This window comes from Azonexus sp. (assembly GCF_049652925.1).
In the GTDB taxonomy this organism is placed as follows: Bacteria; Pseudomonadota; Gammaproteobacteria; order Burkholderiales; family Rhodocyclaceae; genus Azonexus.
The window spans coordinates 229,760-246,954 of record NZ_JBASFI010000040.1 but is presented as its reverse complement, the minus strand read 5'-3'; the positions used below and the strand labels follow the sequence as shown (position 1 = coordinate 246,954).

At 61.3% G+C, this 17,195-nt stretch carries 18 protein-coding genes; 10 read left to right on the top strand and 8 right to left on the bottom strand.

The window, feature by feature from the left end; translation table 11 throughout:
• Nucleotides 1–151 precede the first annotated feature (151 nt).
• Together WBK19_RS19825 and WBK19_RS19820 are read left to right on the top strand one after the other, a co-directional pair.
• Entirely contained in the window at nt 152–1,459 is a 1,308-nt protein-coding gene (locus WBK19_RS19825) for a hemolysin family protein (RefSeq protein ID WP_511292791.1), read from the top strand.
• 106 nt (nt 1,460–1,565) lie between these two features.
• A complete protein-coding gene (locus WBK19_RS19820; protein WP_511292790.1) occupies nt 1,566–2,777 on the top strand; it encodes an MFS transporter in 1,212 nt (403 codons plus the stop codon).
• 51 nt (nt 2,778–2,828) lie between these two features.
• On the opposite strand, the gene WBK19_RS19815 is transcribed toward WBK19_RS19820, so the two are convergent.
• The 8 genes from WBK19_RS19815 to WBK19_RS19780 all read right to left on the bottom strand — a co-directional run bounded on the left by WBK19_RS19815 (nt 2,829) and on the right by WBK19_RS19780 (nt 11,343).
• A complete protein-coding gene (locus WBK19_RS19815) occupies nt 2,829–3,059 on the bottom strand; it encodes a thioredoxin family protein (RefSeq protein WP_511292789.1) in 231 nt (76 codons plus the stop codon).
• A 29-nt stretch (nt 3,060–3,088) separates the two neighbouring features.
• Nucleotides 3,089–4,141: a permease gene (locus tag WBK19_RS19810; RefSeq protein ID WP_511292788.1), complete on the bottom strand. Its 1,053-nt coding sequence runs from the start codon at nt 4,139–4,141 to the stop codon at nt 3,089–3,091.
• 114 nt (nt 4,142–4,255) lie between these two features.
• Nucleotides 4,256–4,804 carry a sigma-70 family RNA polymerase sigma factor gene (locus tag WBK19_RS19805; RefSeq protein WP_511292787.1) on the bottom strand — a complete coding sequence of 183 codons (549 nt, stop codon included), beginning with the start codon at nt 4,802–4,804 and terminating at the stop codon, nt 4,256–4,258.
• Nucleotides 4,805–4,835: 31 nt separating this feature from the next.
• Entirely contained in the window at nt 4,836–7,550 is a 2,715-nt protein-coding gene (locus WBK19_RS19800; RefSeq protein WP_511292786.1) for a cation-transporting P-type ATPase, read from the bottom strand.
• Nucleotides 7,499–8,557, bottom strand: coding sequence for a VanZ family protein (locus tag WBK19_RS19795; protein WP_511292785.1), 1,059 nt, complete (start codon nt 8,555–8,557; stop codon nt 7,499–7,501). The genes WBK19_RS19800 and WBK19_RS19795 overlap by 52 nt, the downstream gene beginning before the upstream one ends.
• Before the next feature lie 136 nt (nt 8,558–8,693).
• On the bottom strand, nt 8,694–10,241 hold the full coding sequence (locus WBK19_RS19790) for a high affinity choline transporter 1 (protein ID WP_511292784.1): 1,548 nt from the start codon (nt 10,239–10,241) through the stop codon (nt 8,694–8,696).
• A 71-nt stretch (nt 10,242–10,312) separates the two neighbouring features.
• The gene (locus WBK19_RS19785; RefSeq protein ID WP_511293093.1) at nt 10,313–10,969 is read right to left on the bottom strand and encodes a pseudouridine synthase; all 657 of its coding nucleotides are present in this window, start codon (nt 10,967–10,969) and stop codon (nt 10,313–10,315) included.
• Entirely contained in the window at nt 10,963–11,343 is a 381-nt protein-coding gene (locus WBK19_RS19780) for a hypothetical protein (RefSeq protein WP_511292783.1), read from the bottom strand. The genes WBK19_RS19785 and WBK19_RS19780 overlap by 7 nt, the downstream gene beginning before the upstream one ends.
• Before the next feature lie 58 nt (nt 11,344–11,401).
• Between WBK19_RS19780 and recA the strand changes: the two genes are divergently transcribed.
• Genes recA through WBK19_RS19740 form a run of 8 tightly spaced genes read left to right on the top strand, consistent with a single transcriptional unit; the run spans nt 11,402 to nt 17,181 of the window.
• A complete protein-coding gene (recA, locus tag WBK19_RS19775) occupies nt 11,402–12,430 on the top strand; it encodes a recombinase RecA (RefSeq protein ID WP_511292782.1) in 1,029 nt (342 codons plus the stop codon).
• Nucleotides 12,423–12,854 carry a recombination regulator RecX gene (gene recX / locus WBK19_RS19770; RefSeq protein WP_511292781.1) on the top strand — a complete coding sequence of 144 codons (432 nt, stop codon included), beginning with the start codon at nt 12,423–12,425 and terminating at the stop codon, nt 12,852–12,854. The genes recA and recX overlap by 8 nt, the downstream gene beginning before the upstream one ends.
• Nucleotides 12,851–13,585, top strand: a complete 735-nt coding sequence (gene lptB, locus WBK19_RS19765; RefSeq protein WP_511292780.1) for an LPS export ABC transporter ATP-binding protein — start codon at nt 12,851–12,853, stop codon at nt 13,583–13,585. Before recX ends, lptB begins: the two co-directional genes overlap by 4 nt.
• A gap of 27 nt (nt 13,586–13,612) precedes the next feature.
• Nucleotides 13,613–15,085 (top strand): RNA polymerase factor sigma-54, encoded by a 1,473-nt coding sequence (locus WBK19_RS19760; protein WP_511292779.1) that lies wholly within the window; start codon nt 13,613–13,615, stop codon nt 15,083–15,085.
• 15 nt (nt 15,086–15,100) lie between these two features.
• Nucleotides 15,101–15,427 carry a ribosome hibernation-promoting factor, HPF/YfiA family gene (gene hpf / locus WBK19_RS19755; protein ID WP_226403128.1) on the top strand — a complete coding sequence of 109 codons (327 nt, stop codon included), beginning with the start codon at nt 15,101–15,103 and terminating at the stop codon, nt 15,425–15,427.
• 56 nt (nt 15,428–15,483) lie between these two features.
• The gene (gene ptsN, locus WBK19_RS19750) at nt 15,484–15,930 is read left to right on the top strand and encodes a PTS IIA-like nitrogen regulatory protein PtsN (protein WP_494646486.1); all 447 of its coding nucleotides are present in this window, start codon (nt 15,484–15,486) and stop codon (nt 15,928–15,930) included.
• A 9-nt stretch (nt 15,931–15,939) separates the two neighbouring features.
• The gene (gene hprK / locus WBK19_RS19745) at nt 15,940–16,875 is read left to right on the top strand and encodes an HPr(Ser) kinase/phosphatase (RefSeq protein ID WP_494646487.1); all 936 of its coding nucleotides are present in this window, start codon (nt 15,940–15,942) and stop codon (nt 16,873–16,875) included.
• A 48-nt stretch (nt 16,876–16,923) separates the two neighbouring features.
• On the top strand, nt 16,924–17,181 hold the full coding sequence (locus WBK19_RS19740; RefSeq protein ID WP_511292778.1) for a hypothetical protein: 258 nt from the start codon (nt 16,924–16,926) through the stop codon (nt 17,179–17,181).
• The last annotated feature ends 14 nt before the right edge of the window (nt 17,182–17,195 follow it).

Here is a 17,195-nt window from a genome sequence, read left to right as displayed (position 1 = left end):
TTCGGGTTGACCGTGGAAGCCTGCCCTGCCCGGCAATGGGCGAACCAGGCTGGTTGCGGCGGATCGGTGATTTTATGTTGCTGCGGACCAACGGGGTAGTATCCGAATCATCCAATTCACTTGAAGGAGCGGGGCACGAGGTGCCCGCCATATGGGTAATAGTTTTATGTTGGTCGTGCTGGCGCTGGTCCTCGTCGTTTTGAACGGCTTTTTTGTTGCCGCCGAGTTCAGTCTGGTCAAACTGCGCCAAAGCCGGGTCAAGGCGATTGCCAAGACCCGCGGCTGGCGCGGTCGCATTCTGGCCAAGGTCCATCAGGATCTGGAAGCCTACCTGTCGGCCTGCCAGCTCGGTATCACCCTCGCCTCGCTCGGCCTGGGCTGGATCGGCGAGCCGGCCTTTGCCGATCTCCTGCGCCCGCTGCTCAACGCGCTCGGCGTCGCCGGTGAGGAGCTGGTGCACGGCATTGCCTTCGCTGTCGCCTTCTTCATCATTTCCTATTTGCACATCGTGGTTGGCGAGCTGGCTCCCAAATCGATGGCCATCCGCGTCACGGAGAAGGTCGGGCTGTGGACGGCGCCCGGGCTGTATGCCTTCTACTGGGCGATGTATCCGGCGATCTGGGTGTTGAACCACAGCGCCAACTGGGTGCTGCGCAAGGTCAATCTAGATGTGAATACCGGGCACGACACCCACTACTCGGCTGAAGAACTCAAGGTTATTCTCCGCTCGTCGCGGGCCAATGCCGATTTCACCGGGGACGAGTGGCGGGTCCTGGCCCAGGCGCTCGATTTTCGCGACCTCGAGGTGGCCGACCTGATGCGGCCCTTCAGCGAAGCCGTGCCGTTGTCGGAAACGGATGACATCGAGGTCAGCCTCGAGCGGATCGTGCAGCATCGTTTCAGCCGCTATCCCTATCTGGCCGACGATGGTCATGCCAAGGGCGTCGTTCATCTGAAAGACATCTTCATCGCCCTGCGCAAGGATCCGGACCTCAACACGCTGGAGAAACTGGTGCGGCCGGTCGTCGTCGTTTCACCGAGTCTTTCGGCGACCGAGCTGTTTCGCCGCTTTCGCAAGGGCGCGCCGCATTTTGCCGTGGTCGCCTACAGCGACGGTCATCCGATTGGTTTCATCACGCTCGATAACCTGCTCGGCGCCTTGGTCGGCGAGATTCGCGACGAATTCCGCCAGACCCACAACGAGTGGTCGAGGCTCGATGATGGTTCGCTGATCGGCAAAGGCAGTCTGCCCATCTTCACGCTCGAACGTACGCTGGGCATCGACATCGATGAATCCGGCGTCGACTCGGTTGGCGGTCTGATCCTGCAGCAATTGGGCGCCCTGCCAGAAGAGGGGCAACGCATCTCCTTTCCGCAATTTGACGCCGTGGTGAAGAAGATGATCGGACCGCGCATCGTGCTTATTCGGATTATTCCGAAGGCGGACAATCCTTCCTGAACGGATTCCGGTGAACGGCTGATTTCGATTTTGGCCATTATTTCCGGTTGACCGTGGAAGTCGCCCGCTGTTGCACAATGGGCCATCCAGGGCATGGGTAAACACGATGACTGAAGGCGGAGCGGCGAGCGGTGCGTCCGGATGGCGAATTATTGCGTTTGGAACGGCGCAGACCATCGCCTGGGCTTCGTCGGCGTATTTGCCGGCGGTGATCAGCCAGCCTGTCGCGCGAAGCCTTGGCATGTCGACTTCGACGGTATTCGCGGCGTATTCGTTCGGCTTGCTGGTCATGGCGGCACTCGGGCCGGTTATCGGGCGCAGCATTGATCGGCATGGCGGGCGACGGGTGCTATGTTTTTCCAATGTGGTGTTTGTTGCCGGCCTGCTCCTGCTCGCCTCGGCGTCCAGTGTGGTCATGCTGTTCGCGGCCTGGGCGGTGATCGGCTCCGGCATGGCGCTCGGCCTGTACGACGCGGCGTTTGCCGCGCTGGTCCGCCAGCATGGCATGCAGGCCCGGCAGTCGATTACCGGCATCACCCTGCTCGCCGGTTTCGCCAGCACGATAGGCTGGCCGCTGACCTCGGCCGTGGTCGCCGCCAGCGACTGGCCGACGGCCTGCCTGATGTGGGCAGCGGCGCATCTGCTGATTGCCCTGCCGCTCAACTGGCTGACGCTGTCACCGGCGGCCAGTCACTTGCCGACGGCCGAACTGGCGTCTGCTACACCGCACCCGGACGACGCTGCAGGCAGCCGACGGGCATTTGTCCTGGTGGCCGTTTTTGGCACGGCCACTTCCTTTGTCACCTCGGCCATGGCTGCGCATCTGCCCGGCCTGTTGCAGGCCCTGGGCGTCGCCGCCGGCCTGGCGATCGCTGCCTCGGCGCTGGTCGGGCCGGCCCAGGTGGCGGCCCGGGCGATCGAATTCGTCGCCAGCAAACGTTTGCGCGTGCATCCCCTGAGTACGGCGCGGGTGGCAGTGGCCTTGCATCCGCTGGGCGGTGCGGTCTTGCTGCTGGCTGGCGGGACGCCCTGGGCGCTGGCCATCTTCGCCCTTCTGCATGGCGCCGGCAACGGCCTGATCACCATCGCCAAGGGCACCTTGCCGCTCGCCCTCTTCGGCGCCAGCGGCTACGGCGTTCGTCAGGGTGTGCTGGCCATCGGTCAGCGTCTCGCCCAGGCCGCCGCGCCGTTTCTGCTGGCGCTCATTCTTGAACATTGGGGCGGTGGCGTCGCCATCCTGCTGACCGGCGTTTTGTCGGGCATCGGGCTGCTTGCCCTGGCCGGCATCAAAAGAACGGCCTCAGCGGCGATTCCGTAAAGACGAGCCGATTTCAATTTTGGCCGTTATTTCCGGTTGACCGTGGAAGCCTCAAAACCAGCCTTCTACCTTGCCCCGCGACGGCACGCCGCCGGCATGGACGACGGCGCCATCGATCACCACGCCGGGTGTAGACATCACTCCATAGCCGATGATGGCGGCCATATCCTCGACTTTTTCCAGCGTAACTTCAGCGCCTTTTTCCTTGGCGACGGCTTCGACCAGCGCAATCGTGTTGCGGCAGTTGGCACAGCCGGTGCCCAGAACCTTGATGTTTTTCATGCTGCTTCCTTTCTCGGGAGAGGGATGGGTTACAGGACCCAGTTGAAAACGTAACCGACGAGCAGAATGCCGCACGCCACGACACCGGCAAATGTGGCAATCAGCGTCGGCTTGAGTGCCTTGCGCAGGATGATCATTTCCGGCGCCGAGAGGGCGATGACGCTCATCATGAAGGCGAGCACGGTGCCCAGCGCGGCGCCCTTGCCGATCAGCGCTTCGACAATCGGGATGACGCCGGCCGCGTTGGTATACATCGGCACGCCGAGGACGACAGCGGCGGGCACGGCCCACCAGACATCCTTGCCCATGAAGGAGGCCATGAAATCTTCCGGCACGTAACCGTGGATGCCGGCCCCCAGCGCAATGCCGGCCAGAATGTAGGGCCATACCTTGCCGACGATTTCCTTGACGTGGGCGCCACCAGCTTCAAAACGCTGTACCCAGGAAAGCGTTTCACCCGGCTGGTGAGCGCTCTGCCCGCCAAGGATCTTCTGCACCCAGTCCTCAAGGAAACGTTCCATCTTGAGCTTGCCGATGACCAGTCCTGCGACGATGGCGACGAGCAGGCCCAATCCGAGATAGAGCGCGGCGACTTTCCAGCCGAACATGCCGAAGAGCAGGACCAGCGCCACTTCGTTCACCATCGGCGCTGAAATCAGGAAGGAGAAAGTCACGCCGAGCGGCACGCCGGCCGACAGAAAGCCGATGAACAGCGGGACGGCCGAGCAGGAGCAGAACGGTGTGACGATGCCGAGCGAGGCGGCCAGCACATTGCCGACGCCTTCGCGCTTGCCGGACAGCATCGCCCGCGTTCGCTCCGGTGAAAAGAAGGTCTGCACGATGCCCATGAGAAAAACAATGCCGGTCAGCAGCAAGACGACCTTTGGGCTGTCGTAGAAGAAGAAATGAATGGCCTCGCCAAAACGCGTCTGTCGCGACAGGCCGAGAATATCGACGACCCAGTCGGCAAAGGCCGTGAGCTGGCTGTAGGCAAACAGCCAGACGGCCGTGGCTATGGAAATGCCGATCAGCCACTGGACCAGTTTGTTGCGCTCAGATGTTGCGACGGAAACGGTGCTCATGGCCTTGCTCCGGGTTCTGCTCAAAGGTGTTCACACCTGTGAAGACGATGCATCGAAAAAAAAGACGCAACCCGTATTTTCCGGAAGAAAAGGCGCCGCTCTGTGCGCCAGGCGTCATTGCTCCGGCAGCCGCGGCCGCGGCGTAAAACCGCAAACCGACCCGGATTCATCGTAGCGAACCTGACAGGCGCTTTCCATTTTTTGGCGCAGATGCTGGCGGGCGCGCTGCAGGCGGGACTTTGCCCCGGATAGCGACAGGCCGAGCAAATCGGCGAGTTCCTGCTGCGAGCGTCCTTCGATATCGCAGAAGCTGATGGCCTGGCGATCCGTCGCGGAAAGTTCGGAGAGCACGCGCGGCAGGCACTGGCTCAGATCATCGACCGGTGACGGCGCATCGTGCAGCGGTGCGACGAGATCATCCGGCAGCGACACATGTTCCCGCGAGACGCGCAGGCGATCAGCCAGGGCATTGCGCGCGACCTGGAAAAGCCAGGCGCGCGGATTGTCGATGCGACAAAACCCTTGCCCCTGACGCATGGCCTTGATGAAAACTTCCTGCAGCACTTCCTCGCCATCCTCGATGTACCCGACCCGGTGCCGCAGATAACCGAGCAACTCGGCTTCGCAGGCAGACCAGGCTTTCATCAGGCAGGGGGCGGTCATCGGGAGGATTACGAATGGCGATCCGCCAAGTTTAGCTTTTTTTCCTCTTGATGCCGGACAGCCACTTCTCGATCCCGATGAGCATCGATGAGAGCAAGGCGACAGCCAAGATTTTTGCCCACTCTTCCAGCCCGATTGGCGCCGTCTGGAACAGCCGATTCATCACCGGCAGGTAGGTCATAGCCATTTGCAGGGCGGCCATGCAGCCGAGGCCGGCCCAGATCCACGGGTTGGAAAACAGCCCCTGTTTCCAGAAGCCCTGGGTCAGCGAGCGGCAGTTGAAGAGGTAGGCGGCTTCGACCATGACGAAGACATTGACGGCGACGGTGCGTGCTTCGGCCAGGCTGTGGCCCTGTTCCAGTTCAAGCAGAAAGAGGCCGAAGGAGCCGGCCAGGAGAAGGACCGAGACGAGGATGATGCGGCGGATCAGGCCGCCGTCGAGGACCGGCATGTCGAGCCGGCGCGGCGCCCGGCGCATGATGCCGCGTTCGATCGGTTCGAAGGCGAGCGGCAGGCCGAGCAGCACAGCGGTGGTCATGTTGATCCACAAAATCTGCAGCGGCGTGATCGGCAGCGTGCTGCCAAAGAGGATGGCGGTGACGATGACCAGGCCTTCGCCGAAATTGGTCGGCAGCGTCCACGTGATGAATTTGACGAGGTTGTCCCAGACGCCGCGGCCCTCCTCGACGGCCGCTTCGATGCTGGCGAAATTGTCGTCGGTGAGGACCATGTCGGCCGCGCCCTTGGCCACTTCGGTGCCGGCCAGACCCATGGCGATGCCGATGTCGGCCTGCTTCAACGCCGGCGCGTCGTTGACGCCGTCGCCGGTCATCGCGACGACTTCGCCGCGGGCCTGCAGGGCGCGGACGAGGCGCAGCTTCTGTTCCGGTTCGACGCGGGCGAAGACCTCGACGTTGTGGGCGGCTTCGCCCAGCGCGCTGTCGTCGAGCAAGGCCAGTTCGCGGCCGGTCAGCGCTTTGTCCGCATTGAGCCCGATCTGCCGGGAGATGGCGAGCGCCGTGACGGCGTGGTCGCCGGTGATCATCTTGACCCGGATGCCGGCCGAATGGCAGTTGCGGATGGCGCCGATGGCGGCCTTGCGCGGCGGGTCGATCATGCCGACGAGGCCGATCAGCGTGAGCTTGTCGACCGATTCCACGGTCAACCGGAAATTTTGCCCGGAATTGAAATCCCGACGGGCCAGCAACAGCACGCGCATGCCCTGTTCGGCGTAGGCGTGGGCCACTTTCTCGATGGCGGCGGGGTCAATGGCAAGCGGTTGGCCGCTGGCCGAAAGCTGATCGATGCAGAGCGGCAAGAGTCGCTCAAGCGCGCCCTTGACGTAAACAACGGCTTGCCCGTCGCCATCGTGGGCGGTGGCCATGAACTGCCGGCTGGCGTCGAAGGGCAGCACGTCCACGCGCGGGAAGAGTGCGCTCAGCGTATGTTCGTCCAGCCCCCCTTTGCGCGCGGCGACGAGCAGCGCGGCTTCGGTCGGGTCACCGGTGATCTTCCATTGGCCGTGTTCGTGGCGCAGCGAGGCGTCGTTGCACAGTGCGCCGGCAATCAGGCCCTCGCGCAATGCTCCTTCGCTAGGGGCCGGCATTTCGTCGTGGCTGATCGCACCTTCCGGGTTATAGCCGTGGCCACCCACCGCGTAGCCCTCGCCGGTGCACCACAGGGCGCGCACCGTCATCGCGTTTTCGGTCAGCGTGCCGGTCTTGTCGGAACAGATGATCGTCGTGCTGCCCAGCGTCTCGACCGCCGGCAAGTGACGGATGATGGCCCGTCGCTTGGCCATGCGGGCGACGCCGATGGCCAGCGTGACGGTGACGGCGGCCGGCAGGCCTTCGGGAATGGCGCCGACGGCGAGCGCCACGGCGGCGATGAACATGTCGAACGCCGAGCCGCCGCGGGCCAGTCCGACGCCAACAGTGAGCAGCGCCAGGCCGCCGATGGCCCACAGCAGCCAGCTCGAAAAAGTTGCCATCTTGCGCGTCAGCGGCGTGACCAGATCGGGGGCGGCGGCGATCAGGTCGGCGATACGCCCGGTCTCGGTGGCGTCGCCGGTAGCGATGACCAGACCGGTGCCCTGCCCGGCCACCACCGTGGTGCCGGCGTAAGCCATATTCAGGCGGTCGGCCAGCATGGTGTCGGCCGGCAGCGCGGCGATATTCTTGGAGGCGGGTTGCGATTCGCCGGTCAGCATCGAATCGTCGGTGTGCAGTTCGTGCTGCTGGATCAGCCGGAGGTCGGCCGGAATGCGGTCGCCGGCAGCGAGGATGACGATGTCGCCGGGCACCAGTTGCGTTGCGTCGAGTTGTTGGCGCTGGCCGCCGCGGCGCACGGTGACGGGCGTCGCGACACTGCGCGCCAAAGCGGCCAGCGCCCCTTCGGCCTTGGCCTCCTGCCAGTAGCCGATGAGGGCGTTGACGATCACGACGCCGAAAATGACGCTGCTGTCGACCACTTCGCCCAAGGCGCCGGTAACGATCCCGGCGCCGATCAGGACGATGACGAGAGGTTGCCCGAGTTGGGCGGCAAAGCGTCGCCAGGCCGGTTTACCCGGGCGCTCGGTCAGGCGGTTGTGGCCGTGGCGGGAAAGTCGTGTCGCTGCTTCATCGTCGGCCAGGCCGGTGGCGTGATCTACATCCAGCCGCTGGGCGGCAGCCTCCGCCGTGTCGGCATGCCAGGCTAGGTCCGGCGCGTCGTCAGCAGCAGGAAGGGAATGGTCAGGAAGGGCCATAAGGTAGCCACCAATCGGGTCAGACCGTTGAAATTCAGGAAGTGTCCTTGCCGCCAGACGGCCAGCGCAGCTTCCGAATAGGGGTTGGGCGGTGCCATGTTGACCAGCACTGTACCCGCCATCAGCGCCAGCGCGGCGATCATAAGGCGCGGCGTTGCCGGCAGTGCAATGGCGACGGCGAGGATGCCACAGCCAACAGCCAGCCCGAGCTTGGCTCCCGGCGTCAGCCAGGCCAGCGAATCGGCCGGGCTGACCAGAACGGCGGCGGAGACCGTGCTGATGACCAGACAGAGGAGCAGGAAGAGCGGCACGATGAGGTAGGCGAAGAGCAGCCGTGCGCACAGCATGCGGACGATCAGACCGACGGCAACAACGTTGAAGGCAGTGATGCTGGCTTCGATCATGACGAAACTCTCGGCGGCGAATGGAACGGCACCGGTCAATCCGAAAATCTGTCGTACATCGCCGGCCCCAAAGAGCAGTGTTTCCGGCGACAGCGGCACGAGCAGCCACAGGCCGAGCAAGGTCAGGCCGAGTTCGGCGTGCGGGATGGGGGCGATCAGCCGGTGTTCCAGCGCAGCGATGCGGGCGAATACGCGTGGTCCGACATGTTGTGCCCACAGCGCGCCGAACAGCCCGCCCAGTGTGTTGCAGGCGAGGTCGAGATTGGACGGCACGCGCGAGGGTAGCCAGGTCTGAACTGTTTCGAGACCGAAACTGACGCCGCAGGTGAGCAATATGGCGAGGATCAGGGCGGTGAAGCGCCAGGGCAGACTGCTCAGCGCCAGTGTCAGAAAGAAGCCCAATGGCAGATATACCGCGACATTGGCGGCCAGGTCGAAGACCGTCCAGTAGCGCGGCCAGCCGCCATCGAGGAAGGCAATCGGCGACACCCCCGTATCGCGCCAGCCGGTAAACGGATGCAGGCTGCCGTAGACGACCAGCCCGAGCCAGGCAAGCGCCAGGTAGCGGGAAAGCAGGATGGGGCCACGACCGTGATGAGGCATGACCCGATTTTAGGGGCGATTGGCCGGCCCGTCAGCCCTTATGTGTCGTAACAATGATGGCGGCGTAGGCCAATTTCGGGTGACGGTTGGTTACACTGTCAGGCAAATCCTGTGCTTCCGGTTGTTTCGTGCAGGCTTAATGGTGATGCGGATGTTCCGTCGCGTGATGGGTCTCCGCTGCCGCCCGGTGATGCAGGGCTTCATGGATGTCTTCATGCGGCAGCCGATGGCCGACCCATTGCGGCAACAGCGATCCGGCGATCATGCCGAGAATGCTGACGCCCAGCCCGATCAACTGCGGCGGCACGGCCTGACCGATGCCGACCAGCGCGTAGGCGTACTCGGGCGCGCCGGACGGTTGGCCGCTGACACTGACCAAAACTTCAACAAGGATCCACGCCGACAGACCACCAAAAATGGCGGCCAGCGCACCCTGCGTCGTCGCCCGTTTCCAGAAGGCGCCGAAGAAAAGCGGCACGAATGCGCCGGCCAGCGTGATTTTGTAGGCGTTTTCGACCATCTTGAAGATGCTGGCGTTGGAATACAGCGCGAAGCCAAGGACGATGCCGGCGAAAACGACTATGGAGCCGCGCATCACTTTGAGAAACTGGTGGTCGCCCATGTGCGGATAGAAGCCGCGCACGATGTTTTCCGAGAAGGCGACGGATGGCGCCAGCAAGGTAGCCGATGAGCAGCTCATGATGGCCGACAGCACGGCGCCGAAGAAAATGGCCTGGGCGAAGACCGGCGTGTGGTTGAGGACCAGCGTTGGCAGGACGAGCTGCGAGTCGGTCTGCATCAGGCCGTTGAACAGCTCGGGGTCGATCAGCGTTGCCGAATAGGCGATGAACATCGGTACGAAGGTGAAGCAGAAATAGATAGTGGCGCCGAGGATCGAGCCCCACAGCGCAATGCGCTGGCTCTTGGCCGAGGTGATGCGCTGGAAGACGTCCTGCTGCGGGATCGAGCCGAGCATCATGGTGATCCAGGCACCGAGGAAGGTCAGCCACAGCCACGGGTCGGGCGGCGGGAAGAAGTCGAGCTTGCCTGCCGCCGAGGCGTGATTGATAACGATTTCGACGCCGCCGGTCAGCCCGGAGACGACGTAGCCGATGTACAGCATGCCGCCCATGATGACGCCCATCTGGACGAAATCGAGGATGGCCACCGAGAGCATGCCGCCGAAGGTCGTGTAAGTCAGCACGATGGCGGCGCCGAGGATCATGCCGGCGGTCTGGCTGACATAGCCGGCGGTGACGACATTGAAAACCAGCCCGAGCGCCTTGATCTGGGCCGACACCCAGCCGAGGTAGGAAGCGACGATGCACAGCGTGGTCAGCACCTCGACCGTGCGGTTGTAGCGCAGGCGGAAGTAGTCGCCGAGCGTCAGGATGTTGAGTTTGTAGAGCTTCCGTGAGAAGAAGACGCCGGCGATGATCAGGCACATCGACGAGCCGAAGGGGTCAGCGACAACGCCGGTCAGGCCGTCCTTGACGAAGGTAGCGGAGACGCCGAACACCGCTTCGGCGCCGAACCAGGTGGCGAAGACAGTGGCGGTGACGACCGGCAGCGGCAGGTGGCGGCCAGCGACGGCGAAATCCTTGGCGCTATGGACGCGGGTCGCGGCAAACAGGCCGATGCCGATGGAAACCATCAGATAGAGGACGACGAACCAGATCAGCATGATCCTACGGTCAACCGGAAAAAAGGATTAAAAACGCAAAAATTATACGGTCGTTGCGCGGTTTCGCAGCGTCAAAACGGGGCGTCGGAATGAAATTGAATGGCTGCTGCGGTCAGCGGGTGAAAAAGGCCTAAATCCATGGCGTGCAACAGCAGTCGATCAGCCAGCGCAGTCGCTTCGCCGCCATAGAGGTCGTCGCCAAGAATAGGGTGGTCGAGCGAGGCCATGTGGACGCGCAGTTGGTGCGAGCGGCCAGTGATCGGCTCGAGTTCGACCCGCGTCGTATTGGCGGCTGGATCGCGGCTGACGACGCGGAAACGGGTCAGCGACGGCTTGCCGATCTCGAAATCGACCTTTTGTCGCGGCCGATTCGGCCAGTCGCAGATTAGCGGCAACTCAACCTCGCCGCTCTCCTCCACCATTTGCCCGTGCACGACGGCGACGTAACGTTTGTCGATCTGCCGCTCGCGAAAAAATCGCGACAGCTGCCGGTGCATTTCCGCACCACGGGCCAGGACCAGCAGGCCGGAGGTCGACATGTCGAGGCGATGAGCAATCAGCGCATCGGAAAACCGGGCCTGGACGCGCGATGCCAGGCAGTCGTCCATGCCTTCACCGCGCCCCGGCACGGATAGCAGCCCGGCCGGTTTGTCGACGACGATGATTTCGTTATCGACATGGATGATGGCCAGCCCGTTGTCGGGCGGCGGCAAATAGGCCGTCAAAATGCCTTCACCCGGATACTGCAGCCGCTGTCCCTGAACGCCGTGCTCTCACGAAACCAGCCGGCGCCGGGCGAAGTCTGCGCGCAGACGCGGTGGTCAGTCGAGTGGCTCGCCCACCAGTACCACGGCGCAGGTTTGGCCCAGCCTTGGGGCGCCAGGACGGACAGTGAAACACTGAGCAGCAGCTTGCCGAGCGTTGATTTGAATGCAGAATTTTCTTGCCAAGCGGCCATGGTATATGTACTGTATTTATACACAGTATAAAAGTAAAGACGGAGCGGGCAGGAAATATAACCCGTCCGGTCCGTGTAATCGCTGAAATTGACGACTGCTGATGACCTATCCGAAGCAATCAGCCAGTCGATCAAGCTCAGCAATTTCTATTCCATCTTTGGCCCCTGTGCCATAATCCGCTCAAATTTCCGAGGTAACACCATGGACGACAACAAGGCAAAGGCGCTCGCCGCGGCGCTGCAACAGATTGAAAAGCAGTTTGGCAAAGGCTCCATCATGAAGATGGGCGATGCTGAAATCGACGAAGGCATTCAGGTCGTGTCTACCGGCTCGCTCGGTCTGGACATCGCATTGGGCGTCGGCGGCCTGCCGCGCGGCCGCGTCGTTGAAATCTATGGTCCGGAATCTTCCGGCAAGACCACGCTTTGTCTGCAAGTCATTGCCGAAATGCAAAAAATCGGTGGTGTTGCCGCCTTCATCGACGCCGAACACGCGCTCGACCCGCAATATGCCCAGAAGCTCGGCGTCAGCGTCGGCGATTTGCTGATCTCGCAGCCGGATACCGGCGAACAGGCTCTTGAAATCGCCGACATGCTGGTTCGTTCCGGTTCGGTCGACATTATTGTCATCGACTCCGTCGCCGCCCTCACCCCGCGCGCTGAAATTGAAGGCGAAATGGGCGACCAGATGGTTGGCCTGCACGCCCGTCTGATGAGCCAGGCCCTGCGCAAGCTGACCGCTAATATCAAGAAGACCAACACGCTGGTCATCTTCATCAACCAGATCCGCATGAAGATCGGCGTCATGTTCGGCTCGCCGGAAACGACGACCGGCGGCAATGCGCTGAAGTTCTACGCCTCCGTCCGCCTCGACATCCGCCGCATCGGCGCGATTAAGAAGGGCGACGAAGTCATCGGCAGCGAAACCAAGGTCAAGGTCGTCAAGAACAAGGTCGCCCCGCCTTTCCGCGAAGCCATCTTCGACATCCTCTACGGCGAAGGCATTTCCCGTCAGGGCGAAGTGGTCGAAATGGGCGTGGCGCACAAATTGGTCGAAAAATCCGGCGCTTGGTATTCCTACAAGGGCGAAAAGATTGGCCAGGGCAAGGACAATTCTCGCGAATTCCTGAAGTCGCACCCGGAAATTGCCCAGGAAATCGAAGCCAAGATCCGCGAAGCGGCCAGCACCACCGTCATCAAGCCGACCAAGGCGGCTGCGGCGGATGCCTGACCTGCGCGTTCGCGCCCTGCAACTGCTGACCCGGCGCGATTACAGCAGGGCCGGCTTGCAGGCCAAGCTCGCTCCGCATGCCGAATCCGCGGAGGAGCTGTCGACCGTTCTCGATACCCTGCAAGCCGAACGCCTGCTCTCTGACTGCCGCTACGCCACCCAGCGCGTCGCCGTGCGGGGCAGACGTTATGGCGATGCGCGCCTACGCCAGGAACTGAGGCAGCAAGGCGTCAGCGACACTGACATTGCCGCGGCCCTGCCCGAAGCCGGTGATGAAACCGAGCGTTGCCGGGCCATTTGGGCCAAGAAATTCGGTCGACCGCCGGAAACTGCCGAAGAGCGTGGCAAACAGATGCGTTTCCTGCAATATCGTGGTTTTTCCAACGACGCCATCCGGCGGGCCATGCAGGGAGTCGATGAATGAACATGCCGGCAGCCAAACTCTCGGCCCACAATCTCAAGAAGCGCTACAAGGCGCGGACTGTCGTCGAGGACGTCTCTTTCGAGGTCAAGTCCGGTGAAGTTGTCGGTCTTCTGGGTCCAAACGGTGCCGGCAAGACCACCTGTTTCTACATGATAGTCGGACTAGTTGCGGCGGATGGCGGCGAGGTCTATATCGACGACAATCGCCTGACTCACCTGCCGATGCATAGCCGGGCCAGGCTCGGCCTGTCCTACCTGCCGCAGGAAGCTTCAGTTTTCCGCAAGCTCAATGTCGAGGAAAACATACGCGCCATTCTCGAGCTGCTCAATTTGCCCGAAGCCGAGCTGAACGATCGCCTCGAGGGGCTGCTGGGCGAACTGCACATCAGCCATGTTCGCCACGTCAATGCGTCGGCGCTGTCCGGAGGCGAGCGGCGCCGCGTTGAAATTGCCCGCGCGCTGGCGACCAATCCCCGTTTTATTCTGCTCGACGAGCCGTTTGCCGGGGTGGACCCGATCGCCGTGCTCGAAATCCAGAAAATCATCCGCTTCCTCAAGGAGCGCGGAATCGGCGTCCTGATCACCGACCACAATGTCCGCGAGACCCTGGGTATTTGCGACCACGCGTATATTATCAACGCCGGAAACGTTCTGGCGGCTGGACGGCCGGACGAAATCGTTGATAATGAAAGCGTACGAAAGGTTTATCTCGGCGAGCACTTCAAGCTCTGACCGTTAGATAGAAACCGACCCCAACCAATGAAGCCGGCACTCCAGCTAAAACTCTCCCAACATCTGGCGCTGACCCCTCAGCTGCAGCAGTCGATCAAGCTGCTACAGCTGTCGACGATCGAAATGCAGCAGGAACTCGAGCGTTATCTGCTTGAGAATCCCATGCTCGAGCGCGAGGACGAGCAAGGTGGTGAGGCCTTTTCCAGTGCTCAGCAGTTCGATGCGCCGCAAACCACAGAAGGCGAACGCGAACAAAAGGTCGAACGCGAAGAACGTGACGCGCGCGACGACCGCGAGCAGGATGTTCCATCAGCCCCATCCGATGTCGATGACGACCGCTGGGCGGCCGATGCTGGCACCTTTACCGGCGCCGGGCGCGACGAAGATGACGACAGCGATTCGCAGGACATTCACGGCACGACCATCAGCCTGCGCGATCATCTTGGCTGGCAACTCGGGATGACCCAGGTTTCGGAGCGCGACCGCAGTCTGGTGCGTTTCCTTATCGAGGCACTTGACGACGACGGCTACCTGTCGGCTACGCTGGAGGAGCTCTGGGAAACGCTGCCGCCGGAGTACGAAATTGAAATCGAAGAACTGGAAATTGCACTGCATCTCATCCAGAACTTCGATCCAGTCGGGATTGGTGCCCGAAACTTGCAGGAATGTCTGGCCCTGCAGCTTAAAGCCTTGCCGCGCGGCGATGAGGTCCGGGATCTGGCTTTGACTATTGTCCAGAAGCATCTGGAGCTACTGGCCGCCCGCGATTTCGCCAAGATCCGTCGCCTGACTGGTTGTGACGACGAGTTGCTGAAGGCGGCTCAATCGGTGATAACCAGTCTGAATCCGCGACCGGCCTCCCGCTTTTCGCAGATCGAAGCCCGCTACATCACGCCGGACGTGATCGTAAAGAAGCTCAAGGGGAAGTGGACTGCGTACATCAATCCCGATGCTTACCCGCGCCTGCGCATAAACCGTCTTTACGCCGAAATTCTTTCCAAGCAGCGGCGCGGCAATGGCCATCTGTCTACGCAGTTGCAGGAAGCCCGCTGGCTGATCAAGAACGTCCAGCAGCGTTTCGAGACCATACACCGCGTGACGCAGGCCATTGTCGATCGCCAGCGTCAGTTCTTCGAGCACGGTGAAGTCGCCATGCGGCCGCTTGTCCTGCGCGAAATTGCCGATATTCTCGGTTTGCACGAGTCGACCGTATCGCGCGTCACCAGCCAGAAATACATGGCGACGCCGCGTGGCATCTTCGAACTCAAATACTTCTTCGGCAGTCATGTCTCCACCGATACCGGTGGTGCCTGTTCTGCTACGGCCATCCGGGCGCTGATCAAGCAGTTGATCTCGGCCGAGGATGGCAAGAAGCCCTTGTCGGATAGTCAATTATCCGAAATACTAGGCCAGCAGGGAATCGTAGTTGCCAGACGGACGGTTGCAAAATACCGCGAGTCGCTCAACATCCCACCGGTCAATTTACGCAAGACCCTGTAGAGAGAGGAGAATAAAGTGAATCTGCAGATCAGTGGTCACCACATTGAAGTTACCCCGGCACTTCGCGAATACGTCGAAAACAAGCTGGATCCCGTGATCCGCCATTTTGACAAGGTAACCGGCGTCAGCGTCGTGTTGTCGGTTGAGAAGCTCAAGCAGAAAGGTGAAGTCACGCTCCACGTGCCTGGCAAGGATATTCACGTCGAAGAATCCGGTGATGATCTCTACGCCGCAATCGATGCCTTGTTCGACAAGTTGGACCGTCAGGTTCAGAAGTACAAGCAAAAAGTCCAGGACCACCATCGCGGTGACAAGCCGGGGCTGCACACCGTCGCTGAATAAGCGTTGAACGGGCCGCACCGTAACAGGCTGCGGCCTTTGTTTTTCCAACCTTCCCTATGAATCCCCTAACCAACCTTCTATCAACCGATCAGGTACTGCTCGATCTTGAAGCCAGCAGCAAGAAGCGGGTCTTCGAGCAAGCAGGCATGCTTTTCGAAAATCGCCTTGGTCTTGCCCGATCGATCATTTTCGATAGCTTGTTCGCCCGCGAAAAGCTTGGTTCCACCGGCTTGGGTCAGGGTGTAGCGATTCCCCATGGTCGAATCAAAGGGCTGAAACAAGCCGTTGGCGCCTTCCTGCGTCTGGCAACACCGGTTCCTTTTGATTCGCCGGACGGGCGACCCGTCGATCTGCTCTTCGTGCTATTGGTACCCGAGCAAGCGACCGAGCAGCACCTGCAGATACTTTCCGAGTTGGCCCAGAACTTTTCCGATCGGGCATTCCGCGAAAAATTGCACGCCGCGGCTGATCCAGCCGCCGTAGTCGCCCTTTTTCAGGGCTGAGTTTAGTTCGTGCGTCACGTAAGCCTGGTTCAGCTTTACGAGGACAACCGCGAAAAGTTGCTGTTGAGCTGGAATATCGTCCCCCATGCTGACCGCCGCATCGAGATCAAGGGCTCCAATAACTACGGTGCCGATCTGGTTGGCCACATCAATATTATTCATCCGGAGCGTCTGCAGGTCCTTGGTCTGGCGGAATATGAGTGGGCCATGCGCATTGGCGAGCGTCGCTTCGCACAGATGCTCAGTGATCTGCTCGGGGCCCAACCGCCAGCCGTCATCGTCGCGGATGGCCTGACGCCACCGCCATTGGTGGTCGAGACTTGCACCCAATTGACGACACCGCTGATTTTTTCACCCAAGCCGTGTTCGGCAATCATTGATCTGCTGCGCATTTACCTGTCTGCACGCCTGGCCGATACGGTCAGCCTCCATGGCGTCTTCATGGATGTTCTCGGGATGGGCGTCCTGATTACCGGCGACTCCGGGGTAGGCAAGTCTGAGTTGGCGCTGGAGCTTATTTCTCGGGGCCATGGGCTGGTTGCCGACGATGTTGTCGAAATGGCCCGAATTGCGCCGACCACTATTGAAGGCCGTTGCCCCGGAATGCTTCGCGATTTTCTTGAGGTGCGCGGGCTTGGCTTGCTCAATATCCGGACAATCTTTGGCGAAACGGCTTCGCGCCGGAAAATGAAACTCAAGCTGATCGTTCACCTGCAAAGAACGTCGACGGCTGCCGATGCGCCACGTTTACCGCTCGATGCCCAAACCCATGAAGTGCTCGGCGTTCCGATTCGCAAGGTTGTCATTCCCGTGGCGGCTGGCCGCAATCTGGCAGTCTTGCTCGAAGCGGCTGTGCGCAACACGATTCTTCAGTTGCGGGGGATCGACAGCATGCAGGATTTCATGGATCGTCAGCAGCGTACGATGCTTGACGATGACGCATGAATCGCCGATAGTACATCGGCGTTTCAAACCTTATAGAGGGGACTCCCAATGAAGAAATTGATTGCTCTGTTGATTGTCGCATTTACTGCTACCACTGCTTTTGCCGCTGATGATTGTGCTGCGCAGGCCGCCGAGAAAAAGCTGGCTGGTGCCGCGAAAAACAGCTTCATGAAGAAGTGCACCCGAGACGCCGGTGCTGCTCCGGAAAACGAAGCTTGTGCCGCCGCCGCCAAGGAAAAGAAACTGGCTGGTGCTGCCAAGAACAGCTTTATGAAGAAGTGCGCGGCCGACGCTGCAGCCAAGTAATCAACCCGTACGGG

What these genes read in the sequence shown, in the direction of transcription:
- WBK19_RS19825 (WP_511292791.1), top strand. Translation starts at nt 152, where the DNA reads ATGGGTAATAGTTTTATGTTGGTCGTGCTGGCGCTGGTCCTCGTCGTT.
- WBK19_RS19820 (WP_511292790.1), top strand. Translation starts at nt 1,566, where the DNA reads ATGACTGAAGGCGGAGCGGCGAGCGGTGCGTCCGGATGGCGAATTATT.
- WBK19_RS19815 (WP_511292789.1), bottom strand. Translation starts at nt 3,059, where the DNA reads ATGAAAAACATCAAGGTTCTGGGCACCGGCTGTGCCAACTGCCGCAAC.
- WBK19_RS19810 (WP_511292788.1), bottom strand. Translation starts at nt 4,141, where the DNA reads ATGAGCACCGTTTCCGTCGCAACATCTGAGCGCAACAAACTGGTCCAG.
- WBK19_RS19805 (WP_511292787.1), bottom strand. Translation starts at nt 4,804, where the DNA reads ATGACCGCCCCCTGCCTGATGAAAGCCTGGTCTGCCTGCGAAGCCGAG.
- WBK19_RS19800 (WP_511292786.1), bottom strand. Translation starts at nt 7,550, where the DNA reads ATGGCCCTTCCTGACCATTCCCTTCCTGCTGCTGACGACGCGCCGGAC.
- WBK19_RS19795 (WP_511292785.1), bottom strand. Translation starts at nt 8,557, where the DNA reads ATGCCTCATCACGGTCGTGGCCCCATCCTGCTTTCCCGCTACCTGGCG.
- WBK19_RS19790 (WP_511292784.1), bottom strand. Translation starts at nt 10,241, where the DNA reads ATGCTGATCTGGTTCGTCGTCCTCTATCTGATGGTTTCCATCGGCATC.
- recA (WP_511292782.1), top strand. Translation starts at nt 11,402, where the DNA reads ATGGACGACAACAAGGCAAAGGCGCTCGCCGCGGCGCTGCAACAGATT.
- recX (WP_511292781.1), top strand. Translation starts at nt 12,423, where the DNA reads ATGCCTGACCTGCGCGTTCGCGCCCTGCAACTGCTGACCCGGCGCGAT.
- lptB (WP_511292780.1), top strand. Translation starts at nt 12,851, where the DNA reads ATGAACATGCCGGCAGCCAAACTCTCGGCCCACAATCTCAAGAAGCGC.
- WBK19_RS19760 (WP_511292779.1), top strand. Translation starts at nt 13,613, where the DNA reads ATGAAGCCGGCACTCCAGCTAAAACTCTCCCAACATCTGGCGCTGACC.
- ptsN (WP_494646486.1), top strand. Translation starts at nt 15,484, where the DNA reads ATGAATCCCCTAACCAACCTTCTATCAACCGATCAGGTACTGCTCGAT.
- WBK19_RS19740 (WP_511292778.1), top strand. Translation starts at nt 16,924, where the DNA reads ATGAAGAAATTGATTGCTCTGTTGATTGTCGCATTTACTGCTACCACT.